This window comes from Ruegeria sp. CF4 (genome assembly GCF_056537345.1).
Genome location: NZ_JBQFRJ010000001.1, coordinates 971,048 through 994,594 on the forward strand (window position 1 = coordinate 971,048; position 23,547 = coordinate 994,594).

A 23,547-nucleotide genomic window follows, 5' to 3' on the forward strand; every position below is an offset into this window, starting at 1 on the left:
ACTATTCGGCGGCCACACGCTCGGCGTTCAGCATCGGATTGAGGTATCGGCCAGTATGGCTACGTTCGCATTCCGCGACGTCTTCCGGCGTACCTTCTGCCACGATCTGCCCCCCTCCGTCGCCGCCTTCGGGACCGATATCGATGATCCAGTCTGCGGTTTTTACAACGTCCAGATTGTGTTCAATCACAACAACCGTGTTGCCCTGATCTACCAGCTCATGGAGCACTTCCAATAACTTACGTACGTCTTCAAAATGCAGACCGGTCGTGGGCTCATCAAGAATATAGAGCGTTCGTCCCGTCGAACGCTTTGACAGTTCTTTCGACAGCTTCACCCGTTGAGCTTCACCACCCGACAAGGTCGTAGCCTGTTGTCCAACCTTGATATAGCCCAGCCCGACTCGCGCCAACGCATCCATCTTGTCCCGGATCGACGGCACGGCCTTGAAGAATTCCTGAGCATCTTCCACAGTCATATCAAGCACATCCGCGATGGACTTGCCCTTGAACTTGATTTCGAGGGTCTCGCGATTGTAGCGCGCGCCTTTGCAAGTTTCGCAGGTGACATAGACGTCGGGCAGAAAGTGCATCTCGATCTTGATAACGCCGTCGCCCTGGCAGGCCTCACAACGCCCACCTTTGACGTTGAAGCTGAAGCGACCGGGTTTATACCCGCGAGCCTTCGCTTCGGGTAAACCGGCGAACCAGTCACGGATCGGGGTGAAGGCCCCGGTGTAAGTTGCTGGATTCGAACGCGGAGTCCGCCCAATCGGGCGCTGATCAATATCGATCACTTTGTCCAGATGTTCCAGCCCCTTGATCGTTTCGCAGGGTGCAGGTGTTTGCCGCGCTCCGTTCAATCGCATCGATGCGGTCTTGAACAGGGTCTCGATGGTCAGCGTCGACTTGCCGCCACCGGACACACCGGTCACACAAACAAACTTGCCCAATGGAAACTCGGCGGTCACGTTCTTGAGGTTGTTTCCGGTCGCTTTGACCACCGTCACCTTTTGTTTCTTGCCCTTCCGCCGCTCGGATGGCACCGCAATCTCGCGCGTGCCCGACAAATACTGGCCCGTAATCGAGGCTGCATCTCCGGCAATGTGATCCGGCGTACCGTGACTGACCACCTGCCCGCCATGCACCCCGGCCCCGGGGCCGATATCGAAGACGTAGTCGGCCTCGCGAATAGCCTCCTCATCATGCTCCACGACGATGACGGTATTGCCCTGGTCGCGTAGATTCTTGAGCGTACCCAGCAGCCGGTCATTGTCACGCTGGTGCAGGCCGATTGATGGCTCGTCCAGCACGTACAAAACCCCGGTCAAGCCCGAGCCGATCTGACTGGCCAAGCGGATGCGTTGGCTCTCACCACCAGACAGGGTGCCACTCGAACGTGATAGCGTAAGATATTCCAAACCTACGTTATTTAGAAATCCGAGGCGTTCGCGAATTTCCTTCAGAATCGCACGAGCAATCTCGTTTTTCTGCGTGCTCAGATGGTTGGGCGCATCCTCAACCCATGCAAGCGCTTCACGGATCGACATCTCAACCACCTGCCCCACATGCAGGCCAGCGATCTTCACAGCCAGAGCCTCAGCCCGCAGACGATACCCCTCGCATGTGCCGCAAGGACGGTTGTTCTGGTACCGCTCGAACTCCTCCCGAATCCACGCGCTGTCTGTTTCCCTATAACGGCGTTCCATATTGGGAATGACGCCCTCAAAGGTGCGGGTGACCTGATAAACGCGGCCACCTTCATCATAACGGAACTGGATTTCTTCATCGCCCGACCCGCGCAGAAATACCTGCTGCACGTTCTTGGGCAGGTCTTTCCACGGCGTGTTCTTGTCGAACTCGTAATGCCGCGCGATGGCTTCGATGGTTTGCAGGAAATATGGTGACTTTCCCTTGCGCCATGGTGCCAAGGCACCGTCATACAGCTTTAGCGTCTGATCCGGCACCACAAGGCGTTCGTCAAAGAACAGCTCGACGCCAAGCCCATCACAATCCGGGCACGCGCCAAACGGAGCATTGAATGAAAACAAGCGTGGCTCGATCTCAGGGATTGTGAAACCACTGACAGGACAGGCAAAATTCTCGCTGAACGTGATACGCTCCGGGTCACCCTCTTTCGGGGCCGTTTCGAGAATCGCAATCCCGTCGGCCAGATCCAAGGCAGTGCGCAAGCTATCGGCCAAGCGCGTTTCCATGCCTTCGCGCACCACCAGACGATCGACCACGACATCGATGTCATGACGAAACTTCTTGTCCAACGTTGGTGGTTCATCCAGTTCGTAGAACTCACCATCCACTTTGACGCGCTGGAACCCCTGCTTGCGCAGCTCAAGGAATTCCTTTTTGTACTCACCCTTCCGGTCCCGCACGATGGGCGCCAGCAGATAACCGCGCGTGCCCTCCTCCATCGTCATGATCCGGTCAACCATGTCCTGCACCTGCTGCGCCTCAATCGGTAGCCCTGTAGCCGGGCTGTAAGGCGTTCCGGCGCGGGCGAAGAGCAGTCGCAGATAATCGTAGATTTCGGTTACGGTGCCCACTGTCGAACGGGGGTTTTTCGAGGTTGTCTTTTGCTCAATCGAAATCGCGGGGCTCAGACCGCTGATGTGATCCACATCGGGCTTTTCCATCATGTCGAGGAACTGGCGCGCGTAGGCCGACAGGCTTTCGACATAGCGGCGCTGGCCCTCGGCATAAATCGTGTCAAACGCCAGCGAAGACTTGCCTGAGCCCGACAGGCCGGTGATCACCACCAGCTGATCCCGCGGAATGTCGACATCGATGCTCTTGAGGTTATGTTCGCGCGCGCCGCGCACCTCGATATTCTTCAGCTCAGCCATTTCGGCCCCCAACAACCAGTGCCTCTCAGAAATAGGTGAGCGACGGTGAGTCTCCAACCAAAAAGTTAGAACAAAATATGAACAAGCGGATTTTCAGTCAATCCTGTTTTAACCTTCGGATTTGCGCGCCAAGGCCCAGGCACAAATCGGAAAGGCCGGGTCATTATCCAGGCTATCTGTCTCGGGCTCATAGACCGGAGGCCAGTCTGGTTCGAGGTTCCGAAGAGCTGCTTGACGGTTCCCCCATTGTTCGGCCCGGATATCTGCGGGATCAAATCCACACTCGGTCAGCAGATTGCGCAGCCCGCGTTCGGACCAGCGCGAACAATCGTGCGGGGCTGCGTGGAATGGTATGAAGAACGGAACTGCCAGCCAGAAATAACCACCAGGCCGCAACATCTCTTGAACGTTCAGCGTAGCCTCAAAGGGGCGGTCCAGATGCTCCCAGACTTGATTGGCGAGAACCAGATCAAACGTCCGGACCTCTCCCTGCTCGTCCAGCAAAGGCCCTCGGCAGATATCATGGTCATTGCGCCAGACCTGCTCATAGCTGCGAAACCCGAACTGATTACCCCACGACCCGGATATCTCAACCGCATCCAGCTTTGACGGCGTCAACTTACGTATCCACTCACGGCTGCGCCGCGCCATGATCACTCTGTTCAGACTAGTCACTGCAGCCCTCGGTTGATTTGGCGGCAATACAGCACGACGCTGCGTGATTGTCAGCGTTCATTTTCAAATTTCGGGGAAAAGTGGCGCGGTTGACGGGGCTCGAACCCGCGACCCCCGGCGTGACAGGCCGGTACTCTAACCAACTGAGCTACAACCGCGCATCTATTTTCGTGGCCTTTGACCTGGACCAAGGAGTGCAGCGATGGCGCGGTTGACGGGGCTCGAACCCGCGACCCCCGGCGTGACAGGCCGGTACTCTAACCAACTGAGCTACAACCGCCCGCTGCACGTTCATTGCTGAACGTTGGGGTGTATTATGGCCCCGGTCGGGCAGCGTCAAGCGGCGTTTTGAAGTTTTTTGCCCGATACTGATTTTTTCCAGAACGACCATCTCGAACGGGGCGAATAACCTTGCGCAAGACCTGATCTGACTATAAGAGCCTGCGTCACGGGTGATTAGCTCAGTGGTAGAGCGCTTCGTTCACATCGAAGATGTCAGGAGTTCAAATCTCTTATCACCCACCATCTTTCCTTGTCCCGTTCTGAAAAGCTGGCATCGCTCCCTTCTAACCGCCGACATATACACCCTTTCGTGGACGATAGAATATCTTCTGATCATGCAACCGCCCCAGTAGGTCGTGCATACGCCGCACAAAATCCTCACGCGCTGCACGGTCTTCGCTTGTCTCGTCCGCAGGTTCCAGCGACTTTGAGGTGATCGTCTGGCGCATGGCCTCTTCAATGAGATCAATATCGCTGACAGATAGCTCAAACAGGTCGTTATATTGGGGCATGAGGCATCCTCCTGACGTGGGCAGATCATCAGCGTGCAACAGGCGAACATTGTTTTCCACCCTTTTCGACAAAGCCCAATGCCGGCACGGCAGAGTTTTCCCCCTGTTTCCCGAAGCTTGTCAGAAATCCCGCTATCTGCCTAAGGTTGCCAGATATGCAGTCGGGAAAATGGCATGGCGAAACTCAAGCGTGAAATCGGTCTTGTCGGCCTGACCTTCATCTCGGTCGGTGGCATCATCGGCTCTGGCTGGCTGTTCGGGCCCCTTCTGGCGGTTCAACACGCAGGGCCCGCTGCGATCCTTTCCTGGATCATTGGCGCTGTCGCAATGTTCATATTGGCAATCACCTTTGCCGAGATCTCGGCCATGCTGCCCATACCGGGTGGGATCGCGCGGGTGCCCCAGTTTTCGCATGGCAATATCGTATCCATGGCGATGGGGTGGACTGCCTGGATCGGCTATAACACCACCGCCCCGATCGAGGTTGAGGCAATGCTGAAATACCTCGCGCCATATGCCCCCTGGCTGCATGCGGCCGATACCGGAGACCTGACCGGAGCAGGTATCCTCGTGGCGCTGCTTTTCATGTTGCTGTTTGTGGCGGTGAACGCATTGGGTGTTCGATTTTTTGCCCAAGTGAACGCCGTGCTGACCTGGGCCAAGATCGCGATACCGATCTTTCTTTCTATCCTTCTGGTCCTCACCCGGTTTGATGCGCAGAACCTGACCACGCCGGACGGGTTTGCCCCCTACGGCCTCAAGGGGATCATGGCGGCCGTATCGACCGGAGGCGTGATCTTCTCCTTCATCGGTTTCCGGCACGTGGTCGACATGGCTGGCGAAGTACGCAATCCAAAATTCGCGATACCGGCTGCTCTGGTGCTTTCAATCATACTCTGCGCGCTGATCTATATCGGCTTGCAGATCGCATTTATCGGCGCTTTGGATCCGTCGATGATCAGCAATGGTTGGGCAAGCCTCGACTTTGGGGGGCAAGGTCCGCTTGACGCCATCATCATGTCCGTGGGCATCGTGTGGTTTCTGAGCTTATTGAATGTCGGCTCAGTAGTTGGTCCTTTTGGCAACGGACTTGTCGCGACTGGTTCGAACGCCCGGATCGCGCTTGCGTTGTCAAAGAACGGCTTCTTGCCAAAACGCCTTCAGATCCTGTCCAAATTCGGGGTGCCCCTATGGGCACTGGCGCTGAACTTCCTGATCGGCATGGTGTTTCTGCTCACTGTCCCATTCACGACCGTTATCGCCCTGAACGGAGCCGCAATCGTTCTTTCCTTTGCGGTCGGTCCGATCGCCGTTGTCTGCCTCAGAGAACTGTTGCCCGATCGCCCTCGCTCCATCCGGGTGCCTGCGGTCAAGCTTGTTGGTGCCACGGCCTTCGCGATCTCGACTCTCGTTGTCTACTGGAGCGGCTGGGACACTGTCTGGAGGCTGGGCATAGCTCTGGTCATCGGGATGGTGCTGTTGCTCGCCCGCTTTCACAACAAGCTGGATGAAATGGATGCCACCGAGGCACTCTGGCTGGTGCCTTATTTTGGCGGACTGGGATTGATTTCATACCTTGGGCAATTCGGCGATGGCGCTCTGAAGCAAATCCCGTTTGGCTGGGATATCCTGCTATGTGCGGTGTTTTCCGTGGTGGTCTTTGCCCTCGCAGTTCGATCTTCGCTGTCTGATGAGAAATTCCAGGCCTACATCGCGGAAGAAGAACTGCTGGGTCCGGCTGAACCGGTGATCGGGCTGTAAAAAAGGCGGGTTAAGACCCGCCTTTTAAGTTTGTTCAATGGGCTGTTGCAGAGGGGCCGGCACCCTCGGCCACCTTGGCCGCAGCTGCAGCGGCCTCCTCGGCAGCTTCGTCCCATTCAATCGGCTCGGGTTCGCGAACCAATGAATGCTCCAGAACTTCCGAGACGTGCTCGACCGGAATGATCTCCAGCCCCTCTTTCACGTTGTCGGGGATATCCGCCAAGTCCTTCTCATTCTCTTCGGGAATGAGCACGGTCTTGATCCCGCCACGCAGGGCCGCGAGCAGTTTCTCTTTCAACCCACCAATCGGCATCGCATTGCCGCGCAGCGAAACTTCGCCTGTCATGGCGATGTCCTTGCGCACCGGAATACCGGTCAGCACCGAAACGATCGACGTGACCATCGCCAGACCAGCGCTTGGACCATCCTTGGGCGTCGCCCCGTCAGGAACGTGGACGTGGATGTCCAGCTTGTCGAACTGAGGCGGCTTCACCCCGATCTTGGGAGAAATCGACCGAACGTAGGACGAGGCCGCATCGATGGATTCCTTCATCACATCGCCCAGCTTACCCGTGGTTTTCATCCGCCCCTTACCGGGCAGTTTCAGCGCCTCGATATGCAGCAGATCACCACCGACCGATGTCCAGGCCAGACCGGTGACGACACCAACCTGATCGTCCTGTTCAGCAAGACCATAGCGGAACTTGGGCACACCAAGGAAATCATCCAGATTATCAGGCGTCACCTTCACGGTTTCCGCCTCTTTCTTGATGATCTTGGTCAACGATTTCCGTGCAACTTTGGCGATCTCACGTTCAAGGTTCCGCACGCCCGCCTCACGGGTGTAGGTACGGATCATCTTTTGCAACGCCTCATCAGTCAGCTCAAATTCCTTGGCCTTGAGGCCATGGTTCTTGACCTGCTTGCCGATCAGGTGCTGCTTGGCGATCTCGCTCTTTTCCTCTTCGGTGTAACCGGCCAGCGGGATGATCTCCATCCGGTCCAGCAGAGGCCCGGGCATGTTATAGCTGTTCGACGTGGTCAGGAACATCACGTTGGACAGGTCATATTCGACCTCAAGATAGTGGTCCATGAACGTGCTGTTCTGTTCCGGATCCAACACCTCAAGCATTGCCGAAGCCGGATCGCCACGGAAGTCCTGCCCCATCTTGTCGATCTCGTCGAGCAGGATGAGAGGGTTCGTGGTCTTCGCCTTTTTCAGCGCCTGAATGATCTTACCAGGCATCGAACCGATATAGGTCCGGCGGTGACCGCGGATCTCGGATTCATCGCGCACACCACCCAGCGAGATGCGAATGAACTCGCGCCCCGTCGCTTTCGCAACGGACTTACCCAGCGAGGTTTTACCCACGCCCGGAGGTCCAACAAGGCACAGGATTGGGCCTTTCAGCTTTTTCGAGCGTTGCTGAACCGCCAGATACTCGACGATCCGCTCTTTGACCTTCTCAAGCCCATAATGATCGGCGTCCAGAATGTCCTGCGCGCGGCCCAGATCCTTTTTGACGCGGGACTTGGTGCCCCATGGCAGCGACAGAATCCAGTCCAGATAGTTGCGCACAACGGTGGCCTCGGCCGACATGGGCGACATGTTCTTGAGCTTCTTCAGCTCACCATCCGCCTTCTCGCGCGCCTCTTTCGACAGCTTGGTCTCGGCGATTTTGGCTTCCAGCTCGGCAACCTCGTTGCTGCCGTCCTCACCATCACCCAGTTCCTTCTGAATGGCCTTCATCTGCTCATTCAGATAATACTCGCGCTGCGTCTTCTCCATCTGGGTTTTGACGCGGGTCTTGATCTTTTTCTCGACCTGCAGAACGGACATTTCGCCCTGCATCAGGCCATAGACCTTCTCAAGCCGCTCGCTGACCGAGAGCGTCTCCAGCAGTTCCTGCTTTTGCTCAACTTCAATGCCGAGGTGACCCGATACGAGGTCGGCCAGTTTCGCAGGCTCGGTGGTTTCACCCACTGCGGCCAGTGCTTCTTCGGGAATATTCTTGCGCACTTTTGCATAGCGCTCGAACTCATCGGCGACGGTACGCAGCAGCGCCTCGGTCGTTGTGACATCACCGGGAATCTCGGTCAGATACTCGGCACGGGCTTCGAAGAAGTCTTCGTTCTCAAGGAATTCGGTGATCTGCACCCGCGCCTGCCCCTCGACCAGCACCTTAACGGTGCCATCAGGCAGCTTCAGCAGTTGCAGCACATTGGCCAGCACACCCGAACGGTAGATTCCGTCCATATCCGGATCATCATCGCTGGGGTCCATTTGGCTGGACAACAGAATTTGCTTGTCATCCTGCATCACCTCTTCCAGCGCGCGGACCGATTTGTCTCGGCCCACGAACAGCGGCACGATCATATGTGGGAACACCACGATGTCGCGCAGCGGCAGAACGGGGTATGAGGAATTCAGAGGCTCTTGCATGCTCTATCCTTATCATTGGCAAGACGGCACCAGTCCCTAATTCAGGCAACCTTTGGCCGTCTCCTGTCTTGGACGATTAAGGTGGGGCACCTGTTCCCCCATTTCAACCTCATCGCCACCTGTCGTGAAGTAGCATGACCCGATGATTTGGCGACTGCAAGGCGTCGTGCGCACATATCCACCGTTTTTGCGATCCCAGCCCATCATCGTGGACGTAATGAGCTCAATTCAGCGTCAAAATATCCTTTGTTTGGCACGTGACAGGAAGAAACCGTGACCGACCTCATTCCTGCACTCCAATCCCTTCTTGGACGAGTGACAGACAAATCCGCCAAACTGTCCGGTAGCCCCGTAATCTGCACGGTCAAACCCATCGCGAGACTGGTTGACTGGTTGGCACAGCATTCTCACCGCACCTTGGTTGGTCATAAAGAAATCATGCCCCCAATCCGAGTTGCAATCGGCAGGTTTGGGCAGCGCCGGTGCGCCTGACCGTTCAATGATAGTGCAGGACAGGTCCGACGTTCCGGGCTCCTGCCCCACTACACATTGGATGTTCTCAGATGGTGTTTCAAACGTCCAAACATCGGCGTGTGCGGCAGAGAGCAGACAAAAAGATGCAAAAATAGCAATAAAACGAGGCATTGAGTCCTCCTGAACAAAACAAGAAAATTTTCTGAAATAGAATGTCGTCATAATAACAGAAAATGCTCTGTTTGTCACTGTGATCAAAGTGGCTCGATATCACCTTGCTCGCGCTGTGCGTGGAATTGAGCCTGCCAGTCGGCAAACGTGCCGGATGCAATCGCGTCGCGCATGCCCTGCATGATTTCCTGAAAATAATGCAGGTTATGCCAGGTCAGCAGCATGCCCGAGATCATCTCATTCGAGCGAAACACGTGGTGCAGGTAGGCCCGAGAGTAGTTCGAGCACGCCGGACAGCTGCACTGCTCGTCCAGCGGACGCGGGTCGTCGGCATGACGGGCATTCTTTATGTTGACCACACCATAGCGTGTGAACACCTGCCCCGTGCGGCCAGAGCGGGACGGCAGGACGCAATCCATCATATCCACGCCACGCGCGACAGCACCGACGATGTCATCCGGTTTGCCCACTCCCATCAGATAGCGCGGCCTGTCTTGCGGCAGAAACTCGGGCGCATAATCGAGGCAGTCAAACATCGCCTCCTGCCCCTCACCCACGGCAAGACCGCCGATGGCGTAACCTTCGAACCCGATCGCCTTGAGCGCCTCGGCACTTTCTTCACGCAGATCCTGCTCCAGCCCGCCCTGCATAATCCCGAACAGAGCGTGACCGGGGCGGTCCCCGAACGCCTCGCGCGACCGCTCGGCCCACCGCATCGACAGGCGCATGGATTCGGCGATCCGGTCGCGATCTGCCGGCAGCGCCGGGCATTCATCGAAACACATGACAATGTCCGAACCCAACAGGCGTTGGATTTCCATCGACCGTTCGGGGGTCAATTCATGCTTGGAGCCATCCACGTGAGACTTAAAGGTGACGCCCTTTTCAGTCAGCTTGCGCAGACCCGCCAGCGACATCACCTGAAACCCGCCCGAATCCGTAAGGATGGGACGGTCCCAGTTCATGAACTTGTGCAAACCGCCCAATCGATCGATCCGCTCGGCCGTGGGGCGCAACATCAGATGGTAAGTGTTGCCCAGCAGAATATCAGCACCCGTCGCGCGCACGCTTTCGGGCATCATCGCTTTGACCGTCGCGGCCGTACCGACAGGCATAAACGCGGGCGTTCGCACCCCGCCGCGTGGCGTGTTGATCACACCGGTACGAGCCTTACCGTCGGTGGCTTTCAGATCGAAAGAAAATCGCTGAGTCATGTCATCGCCTTGGGTCGCTGAACCGGGCAGGCTTTGCCCGATCTACAGGTGCAATGCAACCCGTCAGGGCAGCGAGGCCACGCGCTCGGTAAACAGGCGCACGACCCCTGCTCCATCCACATCGCGGCAGACCCTTACAGGTGGTCGTGAGGAATTCGGTCGCGTCGCGCCAATTTCAGGCCCATCAAGCGCCACGTGCAAACCCGTTTCAACAACCTCGAACATCGGTTCATGCGTGCAGGCGATAACAGCCGTCGAGTCATGCAGACCGCAGCCTTCAAGGCCCCCGACCTCTTTGTAAAACCTCAGATAGAACCGCGAGATATCACGCAGAAAGCCGCCCATATCCGGGGAACGTTCGGCCAGAGCTTCAAAATCGGCGGTTTCGTAGAGCGTCTTCAGAGTAACGTCCAAGCCCACAAGCACCGTAGGCGGTGGCGCCGCAAACACTTCATCGGCGGCTTTGGCGTCATGATATATATTCGCCTCGGCATGTTCGGTGATATTGCCCGGACAGAAAACAGCACCGCCCATAATGACCAATTTACCAAGGTTGCCCGCGAATTCAGGATCCAGGCGCATCGCATCCGCAATATTGGTCAACGGACCAACCGCGCAAACCACCAGCTCTTCTCGATGCGCGCGTGCCATTTCGACAAGAAATTCAGCCGCAGGCAACGGATGGTTCTGACCGATATCTTCAATTTCCGTCAGATCACCAAAGCCTTCGGGACCGTGCACATGCTCTGATGGCGAATGCGCGGTTTCACCAAGCGCATAAGGCGCCCCTTCTGCCACCGGAATGCTCAGCCTCAGTTTGTCCACAAGAAACCGCGCATTGCGACTGGACTGATTCACATGCGTATTGCCGAACACGGTTGTCAGGCCGATCAGGTCAATTTCGGAAGCCGCGGCGGCATAAGCGATCGCCATTGCGTCGTCGATACCGGGGTCTGTGTCGATAATCAGTTTCATCCCTGCCGGATATCGCAAACACACGCGGGATGCAAAGCGGCCACAGCATGGAAATTCCGCCCGGTATTAACGCTTTCAAAGACTTGCATTCCTGCCCTCACAATCCATACCAGAGTTGAAATCGGGCGACTCAATCCCCAAATGTATACTATAGTACACAAATAATGAGGACAGTATGACAGAAGACCAGATTATCGGACTGCTTACATCGAACATTATCTACCTGCTGGCGGCGGCGCTAATTGCTATTGTCATCTTCAAAGGCATCAAGATCGTGCCACAATCAGAGAAATACGTGGTCGAACGGTTCGGTCGCCTACATTCTGTGCTTGGGCCCGGGATCAATTTTATCGTTCCATTTCTTGATGTTGCCCGCCACAAGATATCCATCCTTGAGCGTCAGTTGCCGAATGCAACGCAGGACGCGATCACTAAGGACAACGTTCTGGTGCAGATCGATACCTCGGTATTTTACCGTATTCTGGAACCTGAAAAGACGGTCTATCGCATCCGCGATGTAGACGGCGCAATTGCCACAACCGTGGCTGGTATCGTGCGTGCGGAAATCGGTAAGATGGATCTGGATGAGGTGCAGTCGAACCGCGCACAACTGATTGAACGCATTCAGGAAAGCGTCGAAACCGCTGTCGATGACTGGGGTATCGAAGTGACCCGTGCCGAGATTCTGGATGTGAACCTCGATCAGGCCACCCGCGACGCGATGCTGCAACAGTTGAACGCCGAGCGTGCCCGCCGTGCGCAGGTCACCGAGGCTGAAGGTCAAAAGCGCGCCGTTGAGCTGCAGGCCGATGCCGAGCTTTACGCAGCGGAACAGACGGCAAAGGCTCGCCGTATCTCGGCTGAGGCCGAAGCTTATGCGACGCAGGTCGTGGCCAAAGCCATTCAGGACAACGGGTTGGAAGCAGCGCAGTATCAGGTCGCCCTTAAGCAGGTGGAAGCGCTCAATGCCCTGGGCAATGGCACCGGTTCTCAGACCATCGTTGTGCCCGCAAACGCCCTTGAAGCCTTTGGCAATGCCTTTAACATGCTGAAAGGAGGCAAATGATGGCCGATCCCTTTTGGCTGACATGGTGGATCTGGCTGGCCGGAGCGCTTGCTCTGGCCATCCTCGAAGTCGCCCTGCCTGGCTTCATCTTCCTGGGCTTTGCCATCGGCGCAGCCATTACCGGAGTGATTTTGATGATCCCGGGCCTTGCGCCCTCCCTGCCGGTTCTTCTGCTGATCTTCGCGGCTCTGTCGCTGATCGCATGGTTGGTGCTGCGCCGCATGTTTGCCCTGCCTCACGGTCAGGTCAAAACCTTCAAGCACGATATCAATGACTGAACCGTCGTGGCGCCTGAACAGGCGCTGCGGCACCTCTGGACGCTGCCCGACACTTTCCCTATATAATTTCTCAGGTAACAAACCCGAGGCTTAAATGACCCATCCCAGCGAACAGTTCGAAGGCACCCCGCTGATTGCGCCTTCGACCATCGACCACCCTCTTTATGAACCCGTGGTCGAAGCCTGCCGGACAGTGTTTGACCCCGAGATTCCGGTCAATATCTATGACCTCGGATTGATCTACACGATCGATATCACCAGCGAGAACGCCGTTAAGGTCATTATGACCCTGACCGCCCCCGGATGCCCGGTCGCAGGCGAAATGCCCGGCTGGATCGTGGAGGCCATCGAGCCCGTTGCAGGCGTCAAGGAAGTAGACGTTGAACTGACATGGGAGCCGCCCTGGGGCATGGAGATGATGTCGGACGAAGCCCGACTTGAGCTTGGGTTCATGTAACCCGCGCATCTATCCACAGATTTTTTCCGTTTGTCATAAAACGGTTATGAGCCTGTTACCAATCCGTGTGGTTTTCGACATGAAAGCCCGGCACTTTTGCCGCGTTGGCACAGACGATCCCTACTGTGTCAGTGCTCCGGGTAAAAGACTGATTGCCGCCCCCATATGACCTGTCCCGGATCACGGACCGCCCTTGCCCGAGGGCGGTCTTTTTTTCAGGCTATTCAATACCGCAGGTCGATCTAATCTCTGCCGCCCGTGCGTCCAGCTGCTTTATGTAATCCCCCGACAACATCTTGAGATGCTTGTTCTCGGTCCCCGTGACCAGCCCCAACAAGGCACCGGCGGGCAAGATCGAAACGACACTTTCGACTTGTTGATCCTCGGCGTGCTTCTTCTCGGCCGCAATTGCGCGCAAATCACCCGGAGCGGTGGCACAATTCACCGGGTGCCGTTTGCTGTCATCTGCAGCCATCGCCGGACAAGCCAAAGCCAGCCCAATCACGGTCGCAAATGCCCTTTTACCAACCAAGCGTTGAACTGCCATCGGTCCTTACCTTTCTGAAAACTTGCCCGCATAGAGCAGGCTAAAGCCTTGCGACCCCTCATGACAACCCGCTGCGGTCAGAGGAATTGAACACTCGGTCTCTTGAGCCCGGCGCTCGTCGGCCTTAGATTAGATGTAACGCGCGAAAACGGAGTCCACCATGTTTGGCATTCCCGGCAAACAAGCCGTGACCATGACAGAAAAAGCAGCTGCCCAAATTGTTCAGCTGATGCAATCCGGCGGTCATGCCGGTCTGCGCATCGGTGTGAAGAAAGGCGGCTGTGCCGGTATGGAATATACCATGGATTATGTCGATGAAGCCGACCCCAATGACGAAGTGGTCGAGCAAGACGGCGCACGCGTGATGATTGCCCCCATGGCCCAGATGTTCCTGTTCGGAACCGAGATCGATTATGAGGTCACGCTGCTTGAATCCGGCTTCAAATTTCGCAATCCGAATGTGGTCGATGCCTGTGGCTGTGGAGAATCGATCAAATTCGACGAAACATTGGCAGCGCAGCGTTAAGACGCAGCCTGAAGGTGCACGTAGGTCTCATTGAAACGGCGTGTCAGATGCTCACCCGCCCGGATCACCTGCCCTGAGCCCGGCGGGGCGACGTTGGTATCGTAAGACGGATTAAAGAACAGCGGGACCGAGATCCGCTCCTTCGCACCGCCTATCACCCTATGAAGGGTCGCTTTAACCTCGCCACCGGTCCAGAATTCCAGCATCTCACCGAAATTGATGATGAATGCGCCCGGAGCGGCCTCAACGGCCTGCCACCTACCATCCGGCATGCGCACCTCAAGACCCGGCGCACCGTCGGTAGCCAGTAGTGTCAGGCAGCCATAGTCGGTGTGTGCGGCAATCCCGAAATCCTTTTTCCCTGCCCAATCGGGCCGTTGCGGATAGAAGTTCCCACGCAGCAGAGCCATGGGTGTATCGAATGAGGCATCGAAACTCTGCGCGTCACGGCCAAGTGCCACAGCAATCGCACGTAAAACGCGCATCGCAACTGCACTGGCTTCGGTGTAGTAGGCTTGGATTACCGTTCGAAACTCTGCCACATCGGGCCAGAGATTGGGTGCGTAAACGCTCAGCCCGCGATCGGCATAGGGATCGCCGGACGACAATTCATATCCGCAGTCGAATACTTCCTTGTAGTCCGGGTTTGCGTCCGGATCGACCTGCTCGGACTGAGAGGCACCCCAGCCACGATTAGAGCCGGTCACGGCCATATCGACGGCTTGTTTAATCTCATCGGGTTGATGAAAGAACGAGCGATAGGCCGCAATAACCTGACGGACGCGATCATCCTCAAGCCCCGTGTTGGACACGGTCAGAAAGCCGACGCGCCCAACGGCGTCTTTCAGCTTTGCCAGCTCTGGCGGATCGCATAGATCCAGCTTGGCAAGGTCAAGGTTTTCGATCATGTCACCCTCAGCATTTTCACGCGCAATCTGTCGTTACTGCGCCCGGACTGCAACCGGAATTGTAAGCACTGCGCGAGGGTGATATCCGAAACACATAACGGATAATGCGGAGGGATCGCGATGCGGCGCAAACTGGCGGCAGGCAACTGGAAAATGAACGGCACAAGCACCGCGTTGGGCGAGCTTGAGAAGCTGGCGACTGCGCACCCCTCTTCGCCGATCGACATCCTGATCTGCCCACCCGCGACGTTGCTGCACCGCGCTTCGGGTACGGTCAGCGGGACTGAGATCGCGGTGGGCGGTCAGGATTGCCATGCCGCCGCCTCGGGTGCGTATACAGGTGATCTGAGCGCCGACATGTTGCTTGATGCAGGCGCCTCGGCGGTGATCCTTGGGCATTCAGAGCGGCGTGAGGACCACGGGGAACAGAACGAAGATGTCCGCGCCAAGGCGCGCGCGGCGATGGATGCCGGTTTGAAAGCGATCATATGCGTTGGCGAAAGCCTCGAACAACGCGAAGCTGCGAACACGTTGGACATTATTGGCGGGCAGATGTCAGGCTCAATCCCGGATCAGTCGACGGGTGAGAATCTGATCGTGGCTTATGAGCCGATCTGGGCCATCGGTACCGGCAAAGTTCCGACACTGGAAGAGATCGGTGAGGTTCATGACTTCATCCGCGCCCGCCTGGAACGCCGCTTTGGCGAGGGCGTTGGCCGCTCAGTACGCCTGCTTTACGGCGGGTCGGTCAAACCTAGCAACGCTGCCGAGATATTTGGTGTTTCCAATGTCGACGGAGCATTGGTTGGCGGTGCCAGCCTGAAGGCCGACGATTTCTCGGGCATTATTCGCGCGCTCGAAGCCGCGTGAGCACGATCAGTCTATTCGGCTATATCTTCGGCCCATAGCTCGGGCTTTTCTTCGATAAAGCGTTTCATGAGCGCAATACAGTCGGGGTCATTTGCGATGATGACCTCGACCCCGCGTGAGCGCAGGAAATCTTCATTGCCGCCGAAATTCTGATTCTCGCCAACAACGACGCGTGGGATTCCGAACTGAATGATCGTGCCCGAACACATCATGCACGGCGACAACGAGGTGTAGAGCACGGTATCACGGTAGGTCCTCTGCCGCCCCGCCTTACGCAGCGCATCCATTTCGCCATGGGCGATCGGATCGCCACCTTGGACGCGCTGATTGCGTCCCTGCGAGACGACCTCGCCGCCCCGTGCCAGCACCGAACCGATGGGACAACCACCCTCGTCAAACCCCGCTTTCGCTTCGTCATAGGCAAGGCGAAGCAGGCGTGCATCGGTATCGGTCAACATGGGCAGTATCCTATTGAATCGCCACACCAAGCTGCCCGACCCCGTTTCAGGCGTCAACGCTTAGGCCAGCTTCATCACCACTAGGCCGGTGACAATCAGGACGGCCGCAAGGATACGCATCGGGGTCAGAGCCTCACCGAGAAACAGAATGCCAACGGTGAACGCGCCGACAGCGCCAATCCCGGTCCAGATGGTATAGGCGGTGCCCAAGGGCAGGTCCCGCATCGCCAGCGCAAGCAGGCCAAAGGACCCGACCATCGAGACACTCATGATCGCCGTTGGCCACAGCCGTGTAAAACCGGCGGTTTGCTTCATTGCGACAGCCCAGACAATCTCAAGCAGGCCAGCGAACAACAGTAGTATCCAGGGCATAAGAACACCTCACTTCGAATTCGGGTCGTCCCGAATGGTCATCCATGGTGGTGAGGTCGTCCTCAAACACTTAGATATGCGTTCGGGCACTGGCTTCAAGGCATAAAAAAACCGGGCAGCAGAACCGCCCGGTTTAGACTGGTTGCCCAATCCTAGTTGGTTATAATCTCCGGCCCCATGAAGGTGTTGGGCAGGAAGGTAGATATCCACGGGATATACGTCACCATGATCAGGAAGACGAAGAGCACGGCCAGGAACGGCAGCGCCGCTTTCACCACGCTCATCATCGGCATTCCCGCCACGCCCGAGGTCACGAACAGGTTCAGACCGACCGGAGGCGTGATCATCCCAATTTCCATGTTCACCACCATGATAATACCCAGATGGATCGGATCGATACCCAACTCGATTGCAATCGGAAACACCAGCGGCGCGACGATGACCAGCAGGCCCGAGGGCTCCATGAACTGACCACCGATCAGCAGGATCACGTTGACCACGATCAGGAAGGTTACCGGCCCCAGACCCGCCGACAGCATGGCGCTGGCAATGTGCTGCGGCACCTGCTCGTCCGTCAGAACGTGCTTGAGGATCAGCGCGTTGGCGATCACGAATAGCAGCGTGACAGTCAGTTTGCCCGCCTCGAAAAGCGTATGCTTGGTATCGGGATGGAAGAAGGCCGTCACCAGTGCGTAAGGTTTCTTGAGCAGCGGTACATTGGGTTGACCCTCTTCGGTGCTGAGCGGCCCCATGTCCTTGTAGACAAAGCTTGCGATCAGGAAGGCATAGACAGCAGCAACCGCGGCAGCCTCCGTCGGCGTAAAGATACCGCCGTAGATACCGCCCAGAATGATCACGATCAGGAATAGCCCCCAACCGGCTTCGCGCGCCGAGACAAAAATCTCACCCCAGCCCTTCCAGTCTCCCTTTGGAAGGTTCTTGACCTTCGCCATCACATAAATCGTGATCATCAGCATCAGACCGGCCATCAGGCCCGGTATCACGCCCGCCAAGAACATCCGACCGACCGAGACCTCAACGGCGGCCGCATAAACAACCATCACGATAGAGGGCGGGATCAGGATGCCCAGCGTACCCGCGTTACAGATCACACCGGCTGCGAATTCCTTGGAATAGCCCACCTGCCGCATACCGGCGATGACGATCGAACCGATGGCCACAACCGTCGCAGGGGACGATCCTGACAGTGCGGCGAACAGCATACAGGCGAAGACGCCTGCAATCGCCAGACCGCCCGGCAGATGCCCGACACAAGCAATCGAAAACCGGATGATCCGGCGCGCCACGCCACCGGTCGTCATGAAGGACGACGCGAGGATGAAGAACGGAATCGCCAGAAGGGTAAAGTGCCCCTCAAACGCTTCGAACAGAGTGCCCGCGACCGAGGCCAGAGAGCTGTCGGAATAGATCAACAGGAACAGGGTCGAACTGAGGCCCAGAGCCACTGCAATCGGAACACCGATCAGCAGAAGGCCAACGACCATCGAGAAAAGAAGAACGACGTCCATCAGTTATGCTCCCCTTGCTGAGCGCGGACTTCTTCGATCTCGTCCTCTACTTCGTGGCTGGCAACAAGGCGGTCGGTCTCGCCGCGCCAGATTTGAACTGCAACCTGAGAAAAGCGGATGACCAGCAGCAGCATGGAAACCGGCAACACCAGATAAGGGATCACCTTAGGGATCTTCTCGTACCCCTCGCCATAGTTGATCAGATCTTCCAGAAACCGCAGCGGGGCAACCATGGGAATGTCATCCACTTCGTAAAAACTCTGGCTGCGCGCTCCGGTGTCGAACCCGGTCGGGAACCAACGGCCCGAGGTCGGCGGAAGGTCTGCAAAGACCGCCCAATAGTCGTACGACCCCTTCAGCAGCAGCAACGAGAACACCAGACAACAGGCCACCGCGATCAACGCAAGTATGCGACGCGGCGCCGGCGCCAGCATGTTCAGGATCGCGTCCACACCCAGATGCGCGTGTTTCTTCACGGCATAAGATGCGCCTAAAAGCACCAGCCAGCCGAAGGTGAATACCGTCAGCTCAAGCGCCCATAGAATGTTGGAATTGAACACAAACCGCGCAATTACGTTGGCGAAGGTGACGACCGTCATCACGCCCAACAAAAGCGCGATCATCGTCTCTTCGATATGGTCGACCAGCCCGCCTTGGCCGGGTTTCGCACCAGACATCTCTCTGTCCCCGCATTTTTTGTGATGAGAGTAAAAGGTTGGCGGGCCTCACAACGGCCCGCCCGGCCTGCGCGTCGATAACTCCCCAGTCCCCCGACGCGCGGCCTCAACCGGGATCAGAACCCGGCGTTGATCGCCTGGGCTGCGTCGATCTTGTCCTGACCGACGTCGTCCGCGAATTTGTCCCAAACGGGTTTCATCGCATCGACCCATGCCTGACGCTGATCGGGATTCAGGTCGCGGATGATACCGCCTGCATCGGTGATCGAGGCTTTGGCCGCTTCGTTCACGGCGAAGGCTTCCTTGTTCCGGGTCTCGGTCACCTCAGACAAAATGGTTAGGAACTGATCGCGGACCTCTGGCTCCAGGCTGTCGAGCCAGTCAACCGAGGTCACCACCAGGTAATCGATAATGCCATGGTTGGTTTCGGTGATGCCGTCTTGCACCTCGAAGAACTTCTTGCCGTAGATGTTCGACCAAGTGTTCTCCTGCCCGTCCACAACGCCCTGCTGCAGCGCGCCATAGACTTCCGAGAATGCCATCTTCTGCGGGCTACCGCCGATAGCCTCCATCTGCGCGACCAGCACATCCGAGCTCTGAACGCGGAACTTCAGGCCATCCGCGTCCGAAGGATCGACCAGAGGTTTGTTAGCAGACATCTGCTTCATGCCATTATGCCAAAACGCCAGACCCTGCAGGCCACGGCGCTGCATGCTGTCCTTCATCGCCTGACCGGCATCCGAGGCCTGGAACGCGTCGACAGCGTCGATGTTCTTGAACATGAACGGCAAGTCGAACAGTCGGAACTGTTTGGTGAATTTTTCGAACTTCGACAGTGAAGGCGCGGCCAATTGCACATCGCCCTGCAGCATCGCCTCCAGCACTTTGTCATCGTTGTAGAGGGTCGAGTTGGGGAACACCTCCATGCACATGACCCCATTCATCTCATCATTCACGCGCTGTTCCAGCAGTGATGCGGCGATGCCCTTGGGGTGTTTGTCAGAGTTGGTCACATGAGCAAACTTGACCACGATCTCACCATCGTCGCAGGCGGCCATGCCTGCAGTGGCAGTCACAGTAAGCGCAAGTGCAGTAGCGGCTGTTGCCAGGAATTTCATCAGTTTTGTCCTCCCAGACTTCCTTGAGATTTCCGTCAGGCGCCTGACCAGCGCCATATGCGACGCAGTGAAGCGAATCGCCGCAACGCTCTCAAGAATTTGTTTTTGCGAATATGGATTCGATGTTTCTGCATTCATATCATGTGCTTAACTAGCTGCTTTGCTAATATCTCGACGAGGCGACCCCAACACTGTGCGGAATCTCGCACAGCGAAATTCAGCGCTGTGCGGATTTCCGCACAATCGCGAATCATTCCAGCCGAATCGCGTTGTCTCACCTGACGCGCAACCGCAGCCCGCACCAGCGGGCTGCCCGGCCCAACGGCTTTGACAGCATGATAATGCTGTCAAAACAGGCGGGAGCTCTTGTTACCTGCGATAATCCTCGGGGCGAATCTGGTAACGCGCAAGTTTGTCGTAGAAGGTTTTGCGCGGCAGCTTCAACGCCTTCGCCGCATCAGCAGCCTTGCCATTGTGGCGACCCAGCGCTGCGATCAGCAGCGACCGCTCAACCCGGGCAAGCTGCTCGCTCAAGCCTAGATCACCGGCCTCGGCAACTTCTTCGGGCATCCCCAGCACAAACCGCATTGCAGCCGACATCAACGACCGGGCGTTCCCCGGCCAATCCTGGGCCATGAGCGAGGCAAGATGTTCGGGCGTCACCTCAGGCTCTGCAATGCCAGCTTGCTCGGCTGCCTGTGCAACGTAATGGCGGAAAATAACCGGGATATCCTCGGGACGCTCAGACAAAGACGGTATGCGCACACGCATTACGTCGAGACGATAGAACAGATCTGCATTGAACCGTCCCAGTGTAACGAGTTCAGACAAGTCCATCGTCGTTCCCGCGATGATACGTGCCTCTGATTCCTGCTCGATCAACTCCAGAGTCGCGTATTGCGTGGCATCGGACATGGCCGAAACCTCATCCAGAAACAGCGACCCTCCCGAGGCGTCGTCGCATCCCTTCCTCAGTTCCTCGACGGTCAGCCCCGACGCAGATCGTTTGACGAACGGACCCTGCCCGCCCGGAGACATCAGATGCACAACCTCAGCCACCTTGGAAATACCGCTGCCCACCGGACCAGTGACAAGCACCTCGGCCCGCGTCGGCGCCACTGCGCGCACACGTTCACGCAAGGCTTCGGCTTGCTCGGACAGTCCAAACAGTATCCGCGCAGCGGGATCACCGCGTTCCAGCTCGCTCTTTTGTTCGCGCAACTGAAGGACCTCGGCCCGCGCACTAAAAGCGCGCCCCAGAACAGACAGCAGATCGGCAGCAGCACAGGGTTTTTCCAGAAAATCAAACGCACCCTGCCCCATCGCTTGTACAGCCATTGGAATGTCCCCTTCGCCCGTCAACAGAACAACCGGCAATTCCGGGTCAACCTCACGCGCATAATTCAACAGATGAAACCCATCCCGCCCCGGCATCCGGATGTCCGAAACGATCACCCCTTCAAAATCGCGCCGGATATGATCCTTGGCGGCCACGAAGGAACCGGCAGCAACAGGTTCGTACTCGGCCAGTTCCAGCGTCTGGGCCAACGCCTCACGCACAGCCGAGTCATCATCCACCAAAAGAACCTTACGGATCATGCGATCTTGTCCTCATCATAGGGTTCTAGTTCGACAGTGAACTCGGCCCCGTCTTCGGTGTTCGCGCCTCGGATGTCCCCTCCGAAACTCTGCACCAAGCCGTATGAGATGGACAGCCCCAGCCCCATCCCTTCCGAGCTGCCTACCGTCTTCGTGGTATAGAACGGCTCAAACACCCGGTCCGGATCCTTGATGCCAGGGCCGGTATCCCGCACCGATACACGAATACGCTCCTCTTCGGTCAGACGGATCGAAATCCGACGCGAGGCCTGATCTGCCATGGCATCCGCCGCGTTGTTGATCAGGTTGACGAAAACCTGACCCAACCGCACTTCGCCACCCCAAGCATAAACCTCGACCTCGGGCGGCGACCAATCCAGCGTCACATCCTCATCGCGCAACCGGGCCTCGGTCAGTTCGACGGCGGTGTTTAGAACCTGAACCAGATCGACTTTCCCCATCGGCTCGCTTTCGTTGCGGGCAAATGCGCGCAAGTTCTTGATGATCCGCGCCATGCGCGCCGCCATGTCGGAAATACGACCCAGATTTTCGCCCGCTCTTTCACCCTTGCCCCGTTCCAGAAAGGCCGAACCGTTATCCGCGAACTGACGGATCGCCATCAGCGGCTGGTTCAGCTCATGACTGATCCCGGCTGACATCTTGCCAAGCGCGCTCAGTTTACCGGCCTGCACCAGATCTGCCTGCGCCTGTTTCAGCGCCGCCTCAGCCTCTTGCCGCTCCGCAACCTCGCGCCGCAACGCCGAGTTCGCCGCCGTCAGGGCCCGGGTACGCTGCGCAACACGGCTCTCCAATACCGTGTTGGCCAGAGCCAACGTACGACGACGTTCCGAGGCCAGAAACAACAGCGCGCCAAAGGCAAAACAGATCGCGGCGACGGCTGCCGCCTGCAATCCTGCCAGACGCCGCGCCGGGGCGACATCGACTAAAACCTCGGCTGTCATATCGATCACGGGTAACGCAAGTGTCAGATGCAGGGCGCGGCGCGGGAAGTAGCGCCCCCATCCCAACCGCCAGAGTTCATGGCCGCCCACCAGTGTTGAGGCGAAATCAACCCATTGACCATCCGGCGGCGTCAGGCCCGGCTGCCCATCCGCACGCTGCCAGAACAGCAGATCCGACCTATTCGAGATGAATACAACCCCATTGGCGTCGACGAAAAACACAGCCTCGGTGCTACCACGCCAGGTCTGCTCAACATCCTGCACATCGGCCACGACCATCAACGCACCCACAACCCGGCCCGCAGGACCAAAGGCCGGAGCAACGTAAGAATAGATCCGATCCCCACTGCCCGGCATGACCCCATGCGCGCTGCCGAGCGCACCCTGCATGGCGCGTTCAAACGCCGGATGTTCAGCCATATCTGTTTGCGCAACAGGCTGTGCCGAAGCCAGAACCCGGCCATCCGGTGCCAGATAGATCACGTTAACCGCCGCTGTCTTATCCGCCACATCCAACAGGACCGATTGCGCGGTTCGAACCTGCGTCGGAGTCCCAAGCGCCCGCAATGCCGGATGATCCGCCATCAACGCAGCAACCTCCTGATACACCTGCATCTGAGTGCTCAATCGGTCTGCTGCCAGCTCAAGATCAGCCTCGGCCTGCTGACTCAGTTGAGTCAGCGCCTGACGGTAACCATAAGTCCAGACTGTTGCCGACAACAAAGCAACCGCACACAGAAACCCGGCAATGATCCAAACCCGTTGCATGTCATAGGGTCTTGCATTCGCAGCGACCGGTGGCAAGTGTGCAGC

General features: G+C 57.3%; 22 protein-coding genes and 3 tRNA genes. 7 read left to right on the top strand and 18 right to left on the bottom strand.

Annotated features, from left to right (window positions below; all coding sequences use genetic code 11):
* Position 1 precedes the first annotated feature (1 nt).
* The 4 genes from uvrA to ACR0NF_RS04850 form a co-directional block, all read right to left on the bottom strand.
* Positions 2 to 2,860, bottom strand: coding sequence for an excinuclease ABC subunit UvrA (gene uvrA / locus ACR0NF_RS04835; RefSeq protein WP_480777856.1), 2,859 nt, complete (start codon positions 2,858 to 2,860; stop codon positions 2 to 4).
* A gap of 108 nt (positions 2,861 to 2,968) precedes the next feature.
* Positions 2,969 to 3,535: a methyltransferase domain-containing protein gene (locus ACR0NF_RS04840; protein WP_480777857.1), complete on the bottom strand. Its 567-nt coding sequence runs from the start codon at positions 3,533 to 3,535 to the stop codon at positions 2,969 to 2,971.
* Positions 3,536 to 3,616: 81 nt separating this feature from the next.
* Positions 3,617 to 3,693 (bottom strand) — tRNA-Asp (locus ACR0NF_RS04845).
* A gap of 45 nt (positions 3,694 to 3,738) precedes the next feature.
* A tRNA-Asp gene (locus ACR0NF_RS04850) sits at positions 3,739 to 3,815 on the bottom strand.
* A 170-nt stretch (positions 3,816 to 3,985) separates the two neighbouring features.
* Here ACR0NF_RS04850 and ACR0NF_RS04855 point away from each other — a divergent pair.
* Positions 3,986 to 4,060, top strand: a tRNA-Val gene (locus ACR0NF_RS04855).
* Between the two features lie 41 nt (positions 4,061 to 4,101).
* Here ACR0NF_RS04855 and ACR0NF_RS04860 read toward each other — a convergent pair.
* Positions 4,102 to 4,329, bottom strand: a complete 228-nt coding sequence (locus ACR0NF_RS04860) for a hypothetical protein (protein ID WP_480469936.1) — start codon at positions 4,327 to 4,329, stop codon at positions 4,102 to 4,104.
* 174 nt (positions 4,330 to 4,503) lie between these two features.
* On the opposite strand from ACR0NF_RS04860, the gene ACR0NF_RS04865 reads away from it, so the two are divergent.
* Positions 4,504 to 6,090, top strand: a complete 1,587-nt coding sequence (locus ACR0NF_RS04865) for an APC family permease (RefSeq protein WP_480777858.1) — start codon at positions 4,504 to 4,506, stop codon at positions 6,088 to 6,090.
* Positions 6,091 to 6,124: 34 nt separating this feature from the next.
* Here ACR0NF_RS04865 and lon read toward each other — a convergent pair whose 3' ends face one another.
* The 4 genes from lon to ACR0NF_RS04885 all read right to left on the bottom strand — a co-directional run bounded on the left by lon (position 6,125) and on the right by ACR0NF_RS04885 (position 11,367).
* Positions 6,125 to 8,533, bottom strand: a complete 2,409-nt coding sequence (gene lon, locus ACR0NF_RS04870; protein WP_480657822.1) for an endopeptidase La — start codon at positions 8,531 to 8,533, stop codon at positions 6,125 to 6,127.
* Positions 8,534 to 8,767: 234 nt separating this feature from the next.
* Positions 8,768 to 9,229 carry a DUF6636 domain-containing protein gene (locus ACR0NF_RS04875; protein WP_480469939.1) on the bottom strand — a complete coding sequence of 154 codons (462 nt, stop codon included), beginning with the start codon at positions 9,227 to 9,229 and terminating at the stop codon, positions 8,768 to 8,770.
* 32 nt (positions 9,230 to 9,261) lie between these two features.
* On the bottom strand, positions 9,262 to 10,392 hold the full coding sequence (gene tgt, locus ACR0NF_RS04880) for a tRNA guanosine(34) transglycosylase Tgt (protein ID WP_480666985.1): 1,131 nt from the start codon (positions 10,390 to 10,392) through the stop codon (positions 9,262 to 9,264).
* 63 nt (positions 10,393 to 10,455) lie between these two features.
* Positions 10,456 to 11,367 carry a nucleoside hydrolase gene (locus ACR0NF_RS04885; protein WP_480469941.1) on the bottom strand — a complete coding sequence of 304 codons (912 nt, stop codon included), beginning with the start codon at positions 11,365 to 11,367 and terminating at the stop codon, positions 10,456 to 10,458.
* Positions 11,368 to 11,542: 175 nt separating this feature from the next.
* Between ACR0NF_RS04885 and ACR0NF_RS04890 the strand changes: the two genes are divergently transcribed.
* From ACR0NF_RS04890 to ACR0NF_RS04900, 3 genes are all read left to right on the top strand, one after another.
* The gene (locus ACR0NF_RS04890) at positions 11,543 to 12,433 is read left to right on the top strand and encodes an SPFH domain-containing protein (protein ID WP_480469942.1); all 891 of its coding nucleotides are present in this window, start codon (positions 11,543 to 11,545) and stop codon (positions 12,431 to 12,433) included.
* Positions 12,433 to 12,711, top strand: coding sequence for an NfeD family protein (locus ACR0NF_RS04895; RefSeq protein WP_480469943.1), 279 nt, complete (start codon positions 12,433 to 12,435; stop codon positions 12,709 to 12,711). Before ACR0NF_RS04890 ends, ACR0NF_RS04895 begins: the two co-directional genes overlap by 1 nt.
* A 94-nt stretch (positions 12,712 to 12,805) precedes the next feature.
* Positions 12,806 to 13,168 (top strand): SUF system Fe-S cluster assembly protein, encoded by a 363-nt coding sequence (locus tag ACR0NF_RS04900; protein WP_480469944.1) that lies wholly within the window; start codon positions 12,806 to 12,808, stop codon positions 13,166 to 13,168.
* 220 nt (positions 13,169 to 13,388) lie between these two features.
* On the opposite strand, the gene ACR0NF_RS04905 is transcribed toward ACR0NF_RS04900, so the two are convergent.
* Complete coding sequence (locus ACR0NF_RS04905) at positions 13,389 to 13,715, bottom strand: hypothetical protein (RefSeq protein ID WP_480469945.1); 327 nt, start codon at positions 13,713 to 13,715, stop codon at positions 13,389 to 13,391.
* 160 nt (positions 13,716 to 13,875) lie between these two features.
* On the opposite strand from ACR0NF_RS04905, the gene ACR0NF_RS04910 reads away from it, so the two are divergent.
* Complete coding sequence (locus tag ACR0NF_RS04910; protein WP_480777859.1) at positions 13,876 to 14,241, top strand: HesB/IscA family protein; 366 nt, start codon at positions 13,876 to 13,878, stop codon at positions 14,239 to 14,241.
* Here ACR0NF_RS04910 and ACR0NF_RS04915 read toward each other — a convergent pair.
* Positions 14,238 to 15,149, bottom strand: a complete 912-nt coding sequence (locus ACR0NF_RS04915; protein WP_480777860.1) for an isopenicillin N synthase family dioxygenase — start codon at positions 15,147 to 15,149, stop codon at positions 14,238 to 14,240. The two genes, ACR0NF_RS04910 and ACR0NF_RS04915, sit on opposite strands and share 4 nt — an antisense overlap.
* A 120-nt stretch (positions 15,150 to 15,269) precedes the next feature.
* On the opposite strand from ACR0NF_RS04915, the gene tpiA reads away from it, so the two are divergent.
* Positions 15,270 to 16,019: a triose-phosphate isomerase gene (gene tpiA, locus ACR0NF_RS04920; protein WP_480469948.1), complete on the top strand. Its 750-nt coding sequence runs from the start codon at positions 15,270 to 15,272 to the stop codon at positions 16,017 to 16,019.
* An 11-nt stretch (positions 16,020 to 16,030) separates the two neighbouring features.
* On the opposite strand, the gene ACR0NF_RS04925 is transcribed toward tpiA, so the two are convergent.
* The 7 genes from ACR0NF_RS04925 to ACR0NF_RS04955 form a co-directional block, all read right to left on the bottom strand.
* Positions 16,031 to 16,477, bottom strand: coding sequence for a nucleoside deaminase (locus ACR0NF_RS04925; RefSeq protein ID WP_480469949.1), 447 nt, complete (start codon positions 16,475 to 16,477; stop codon positions 16,031 to 16,033).
* Positions 16,478 to 16,537: 60 nt separating this feature from the next.
* Positions 16,538 to 16,849 (bottom strand): DMT family transporter, encoded by a 312-nt coding sequence (locus ACR0NF_RS04930; RefSeq protein WP_480469950.1) that lies wholly within the window; start codon positions 16,847 to 16,849, stop codon positions 16,538 to 16,540.
* A gap of 152 nt (positions 16,850 to 17,001) precedes the next feature.
* On the bottom strand, positions 17,002 to 18,378 hold the full coding sequence (locus ACR0NF_RS04935; protein ID WP_480469951.1) for a TRAP transporter large permease: 1,377 nt from the start codon (positions 18,376 to 18,378) through the stop codon (positions 17,002 to 17,004).
* Positions 18,378 to 19,055: a TRAP transporter small permease gene (locus ACR0NF_RS04940; protein ID WP_480469952.1), complete on the bottom strand. Its 678-nt coding sequence runs from the start codon at positions 19,053 to 19,055 to the stop codon at positions 18,378 to 18,380. The genes ACR0NF_RS04935 and ACR0NF_RS04940 overlap by 1 nt, the downstream gene beginning before the upstream one ends.
* 116 nt (positions 19,056 to 19,171) lie before the next feature.
* Entirely contained in the window at positions 19,172 to 20,173 is a 1,002-nt protein-coding gene (locus tag ACR0NF_RS04945; RefSeq protein ID WP_480469953.1) for a DctP family TRAP transporter solute-binding subunit, read from the bottom strand.
* A gap of 369 nt (positions 20,174 to 20,542) precedes the next feature.
* Positions 20,543 to 21,772 carry a sigma-54-dependent transcriptional regulator gene (locus ACR0NF_RS04950; protein ID WP_480469954.1) on the bottom strand — a complete coding sequence of 410 codons (1,230 nt, stop codon included), beginning with the start codon at positions 21,770 to 21,772 and terminating at the stop codon, positions 20,543 to 20,545.
* Positions 21,769 to 23,502 carry a sensor histidine kinase gene (locus ACR0NF_RS04955; protein WP_480777861.1) on the bottom strand — a complete coding sequence of 578 codons (1,734 nt, stop codon included), beginning with the start codon at positions 23,500 to 23,502 and terminating at the stop codon, positions 21,769 to 21,771. Before ACR0NF_RS04955 ends, ACR0NF_RS04950 begins: the two co-directional genes overlap by 4 nt.
* Positions 23,503 to 23,547 lie beyond the last annotated feature (45 nt).

Excerpts from the sequence above, each read along its gene's own strand:
- uvrA (WP_480777856.1), bottom strand. The coding sequence starts at position 2,860 with ATGGCTGAGCTGAAGAATATCGAGGTGCGCGGCGCGCGCGAACATAAC.
- ACR0NF_RS04860 (WP_480469936.1), bottom strand. The coding sequence starts at position 4,329 with ATGCCCCAATATAACGACCTGTTTGAGCTATCTGTCAGCGATATTGAT.
- ACR0NF_RS04865 (WP_480777858.1), top strand. The coding sequence starts at position 4,504 with ATGGCGAAACTCAAGCGTGAAATCGGTCTTGTCGGCCTGACCTTCATC.
- lon (WP_480657822.1), bottom strand. The coding sequence starts at position 8,533 with ATGCAAGAGCCTCTGAATTCCTCATACCCCGTTCTGCCGCTGCGCGAC.
- ACR0NF_RS04875 (WP_480469939.1), bottom strand. The coding sequence starts at position 9,229 with ATGACGACATTCTATTTCAGAAAATTTTCTTGTTTTGTTCAGGAGGAC.
- tgt (WP_480666985.1), bottom strand. The coding sequence starts at position 10,392 with ATGACTCAGCGATTTTCTTTCGATCTGAAAGCCACCGACGGTAAGGCT.
- ACR0NF_RS04885 (WP_480469941.1), bottom strand. The coding sequence starts at position 11,367 with ATGAAACTGATTATCGACACAGACCCCGGTATCGACGACGCAATGGCG.
- ACR0NF_RS04890 (WP_480469942.1), top strand. The coding sequence starts at position 11,543 with ATGACAGAAGACCAGATTATCGGACTGCTTACATCGAACATTATCTAC.
- ACR0NF_RS04895 (WP_480469943.1), top strand. The coding sequence starts at position 12,433 with ATGGCCGATCCCTTTTGGCTGACATGGTGGATCTGGCTGGCCGGAGCG.
- ACR0NF_RS04900 (WP_480469944.1), top strand. The coding sequence starts at position 12,806 with ATGACCCATCCCAGCGAACAGTTCGAAGGCACCCCGCTGATTGCGCCT.
- ACR0NF_RS04905 (WP_480469945.1), bottom strand. The coding sequence starts at position 13,715 with ATGGCAGTTCAACGCTTGGTTGGTAAAAGGGCATTTGCGACCGTGATT.
- ACR0NF_RS04910 (WP_480777859.1), top strand. The coding sequence starts at position 13,876 with ATGTTTGGCATTCCCGGCAAACAAGCCGTGACCATGACAGAAAAAGCA.
- ACR0NF_RS04915 (WP_480777860.1), bottom strand. The coding sequence starts at position 15,149 with ATGATCGAAAACCTTGACCTTGCCAAGCTGGATCTATGCGATCCGCCA.
- tpiA (WP_480469948.1), top strand. The coding sequence starts at position 15,270 with ATGCGGCGCAAACTGGCGGCAGGCAACTGGAAAATGAACGGCACAAGC.
- ACR0NF_RS04925 (WP_480469949.1), bottom strand. The coding sequence starts at position 16,477 with ATGTTGACCGATACCGATGCACGCCTGCTTCGCCTTGCCTATGACGAA.
- ACR0NF_RS04930 (WP_480469950.1), bottom strand. The coding sequence starts at position 16,849 with ATGCCCTGGATACTACTGTTGTTCGCTGGCCTGCTTGAGATTGTCTGG.
- ACR0NF_RS04935 (WP_480469951.1), bottom strand. The coding sequence starts at position 18,378 with ATGGACGTCGTTCTTCTTTTCTCGATGGTCGTTGGCCTTCTGCTGATC.
- ACR0NF_RS04940 (WP_480469952.1), bottom strand. The coding sequence starts at position 19,055 with ATGTCTGGTGCGAAACCCGGCCAAGGCGGGCTGGTCGACCATATCGAA.
- ACR0NF_RS04945 (WP_480469953.1), bottom strand. The coding sequence starts at position 20,173 with ATGAAATTCCTGGCAACAGCCGCTACTGCACTTGCGCTTACTGTGACT.
- ACR0NF_RS04950 (WP_480469954.1), bottom strand. The coding sequence starts at position 21,772 with ATGATCCGTAAGGTTCTTTTGGTGGATGATGACTCGGCTGTGCGTGAG.
- ACR0NF_RS04955 (WP_480777861.1), bottom strand. The coding sequence starts at position 23,502 with ATGCAACGGGTTTGGATCATTGCCGGGTTTCTGTGTGCGGTTGCTTTG.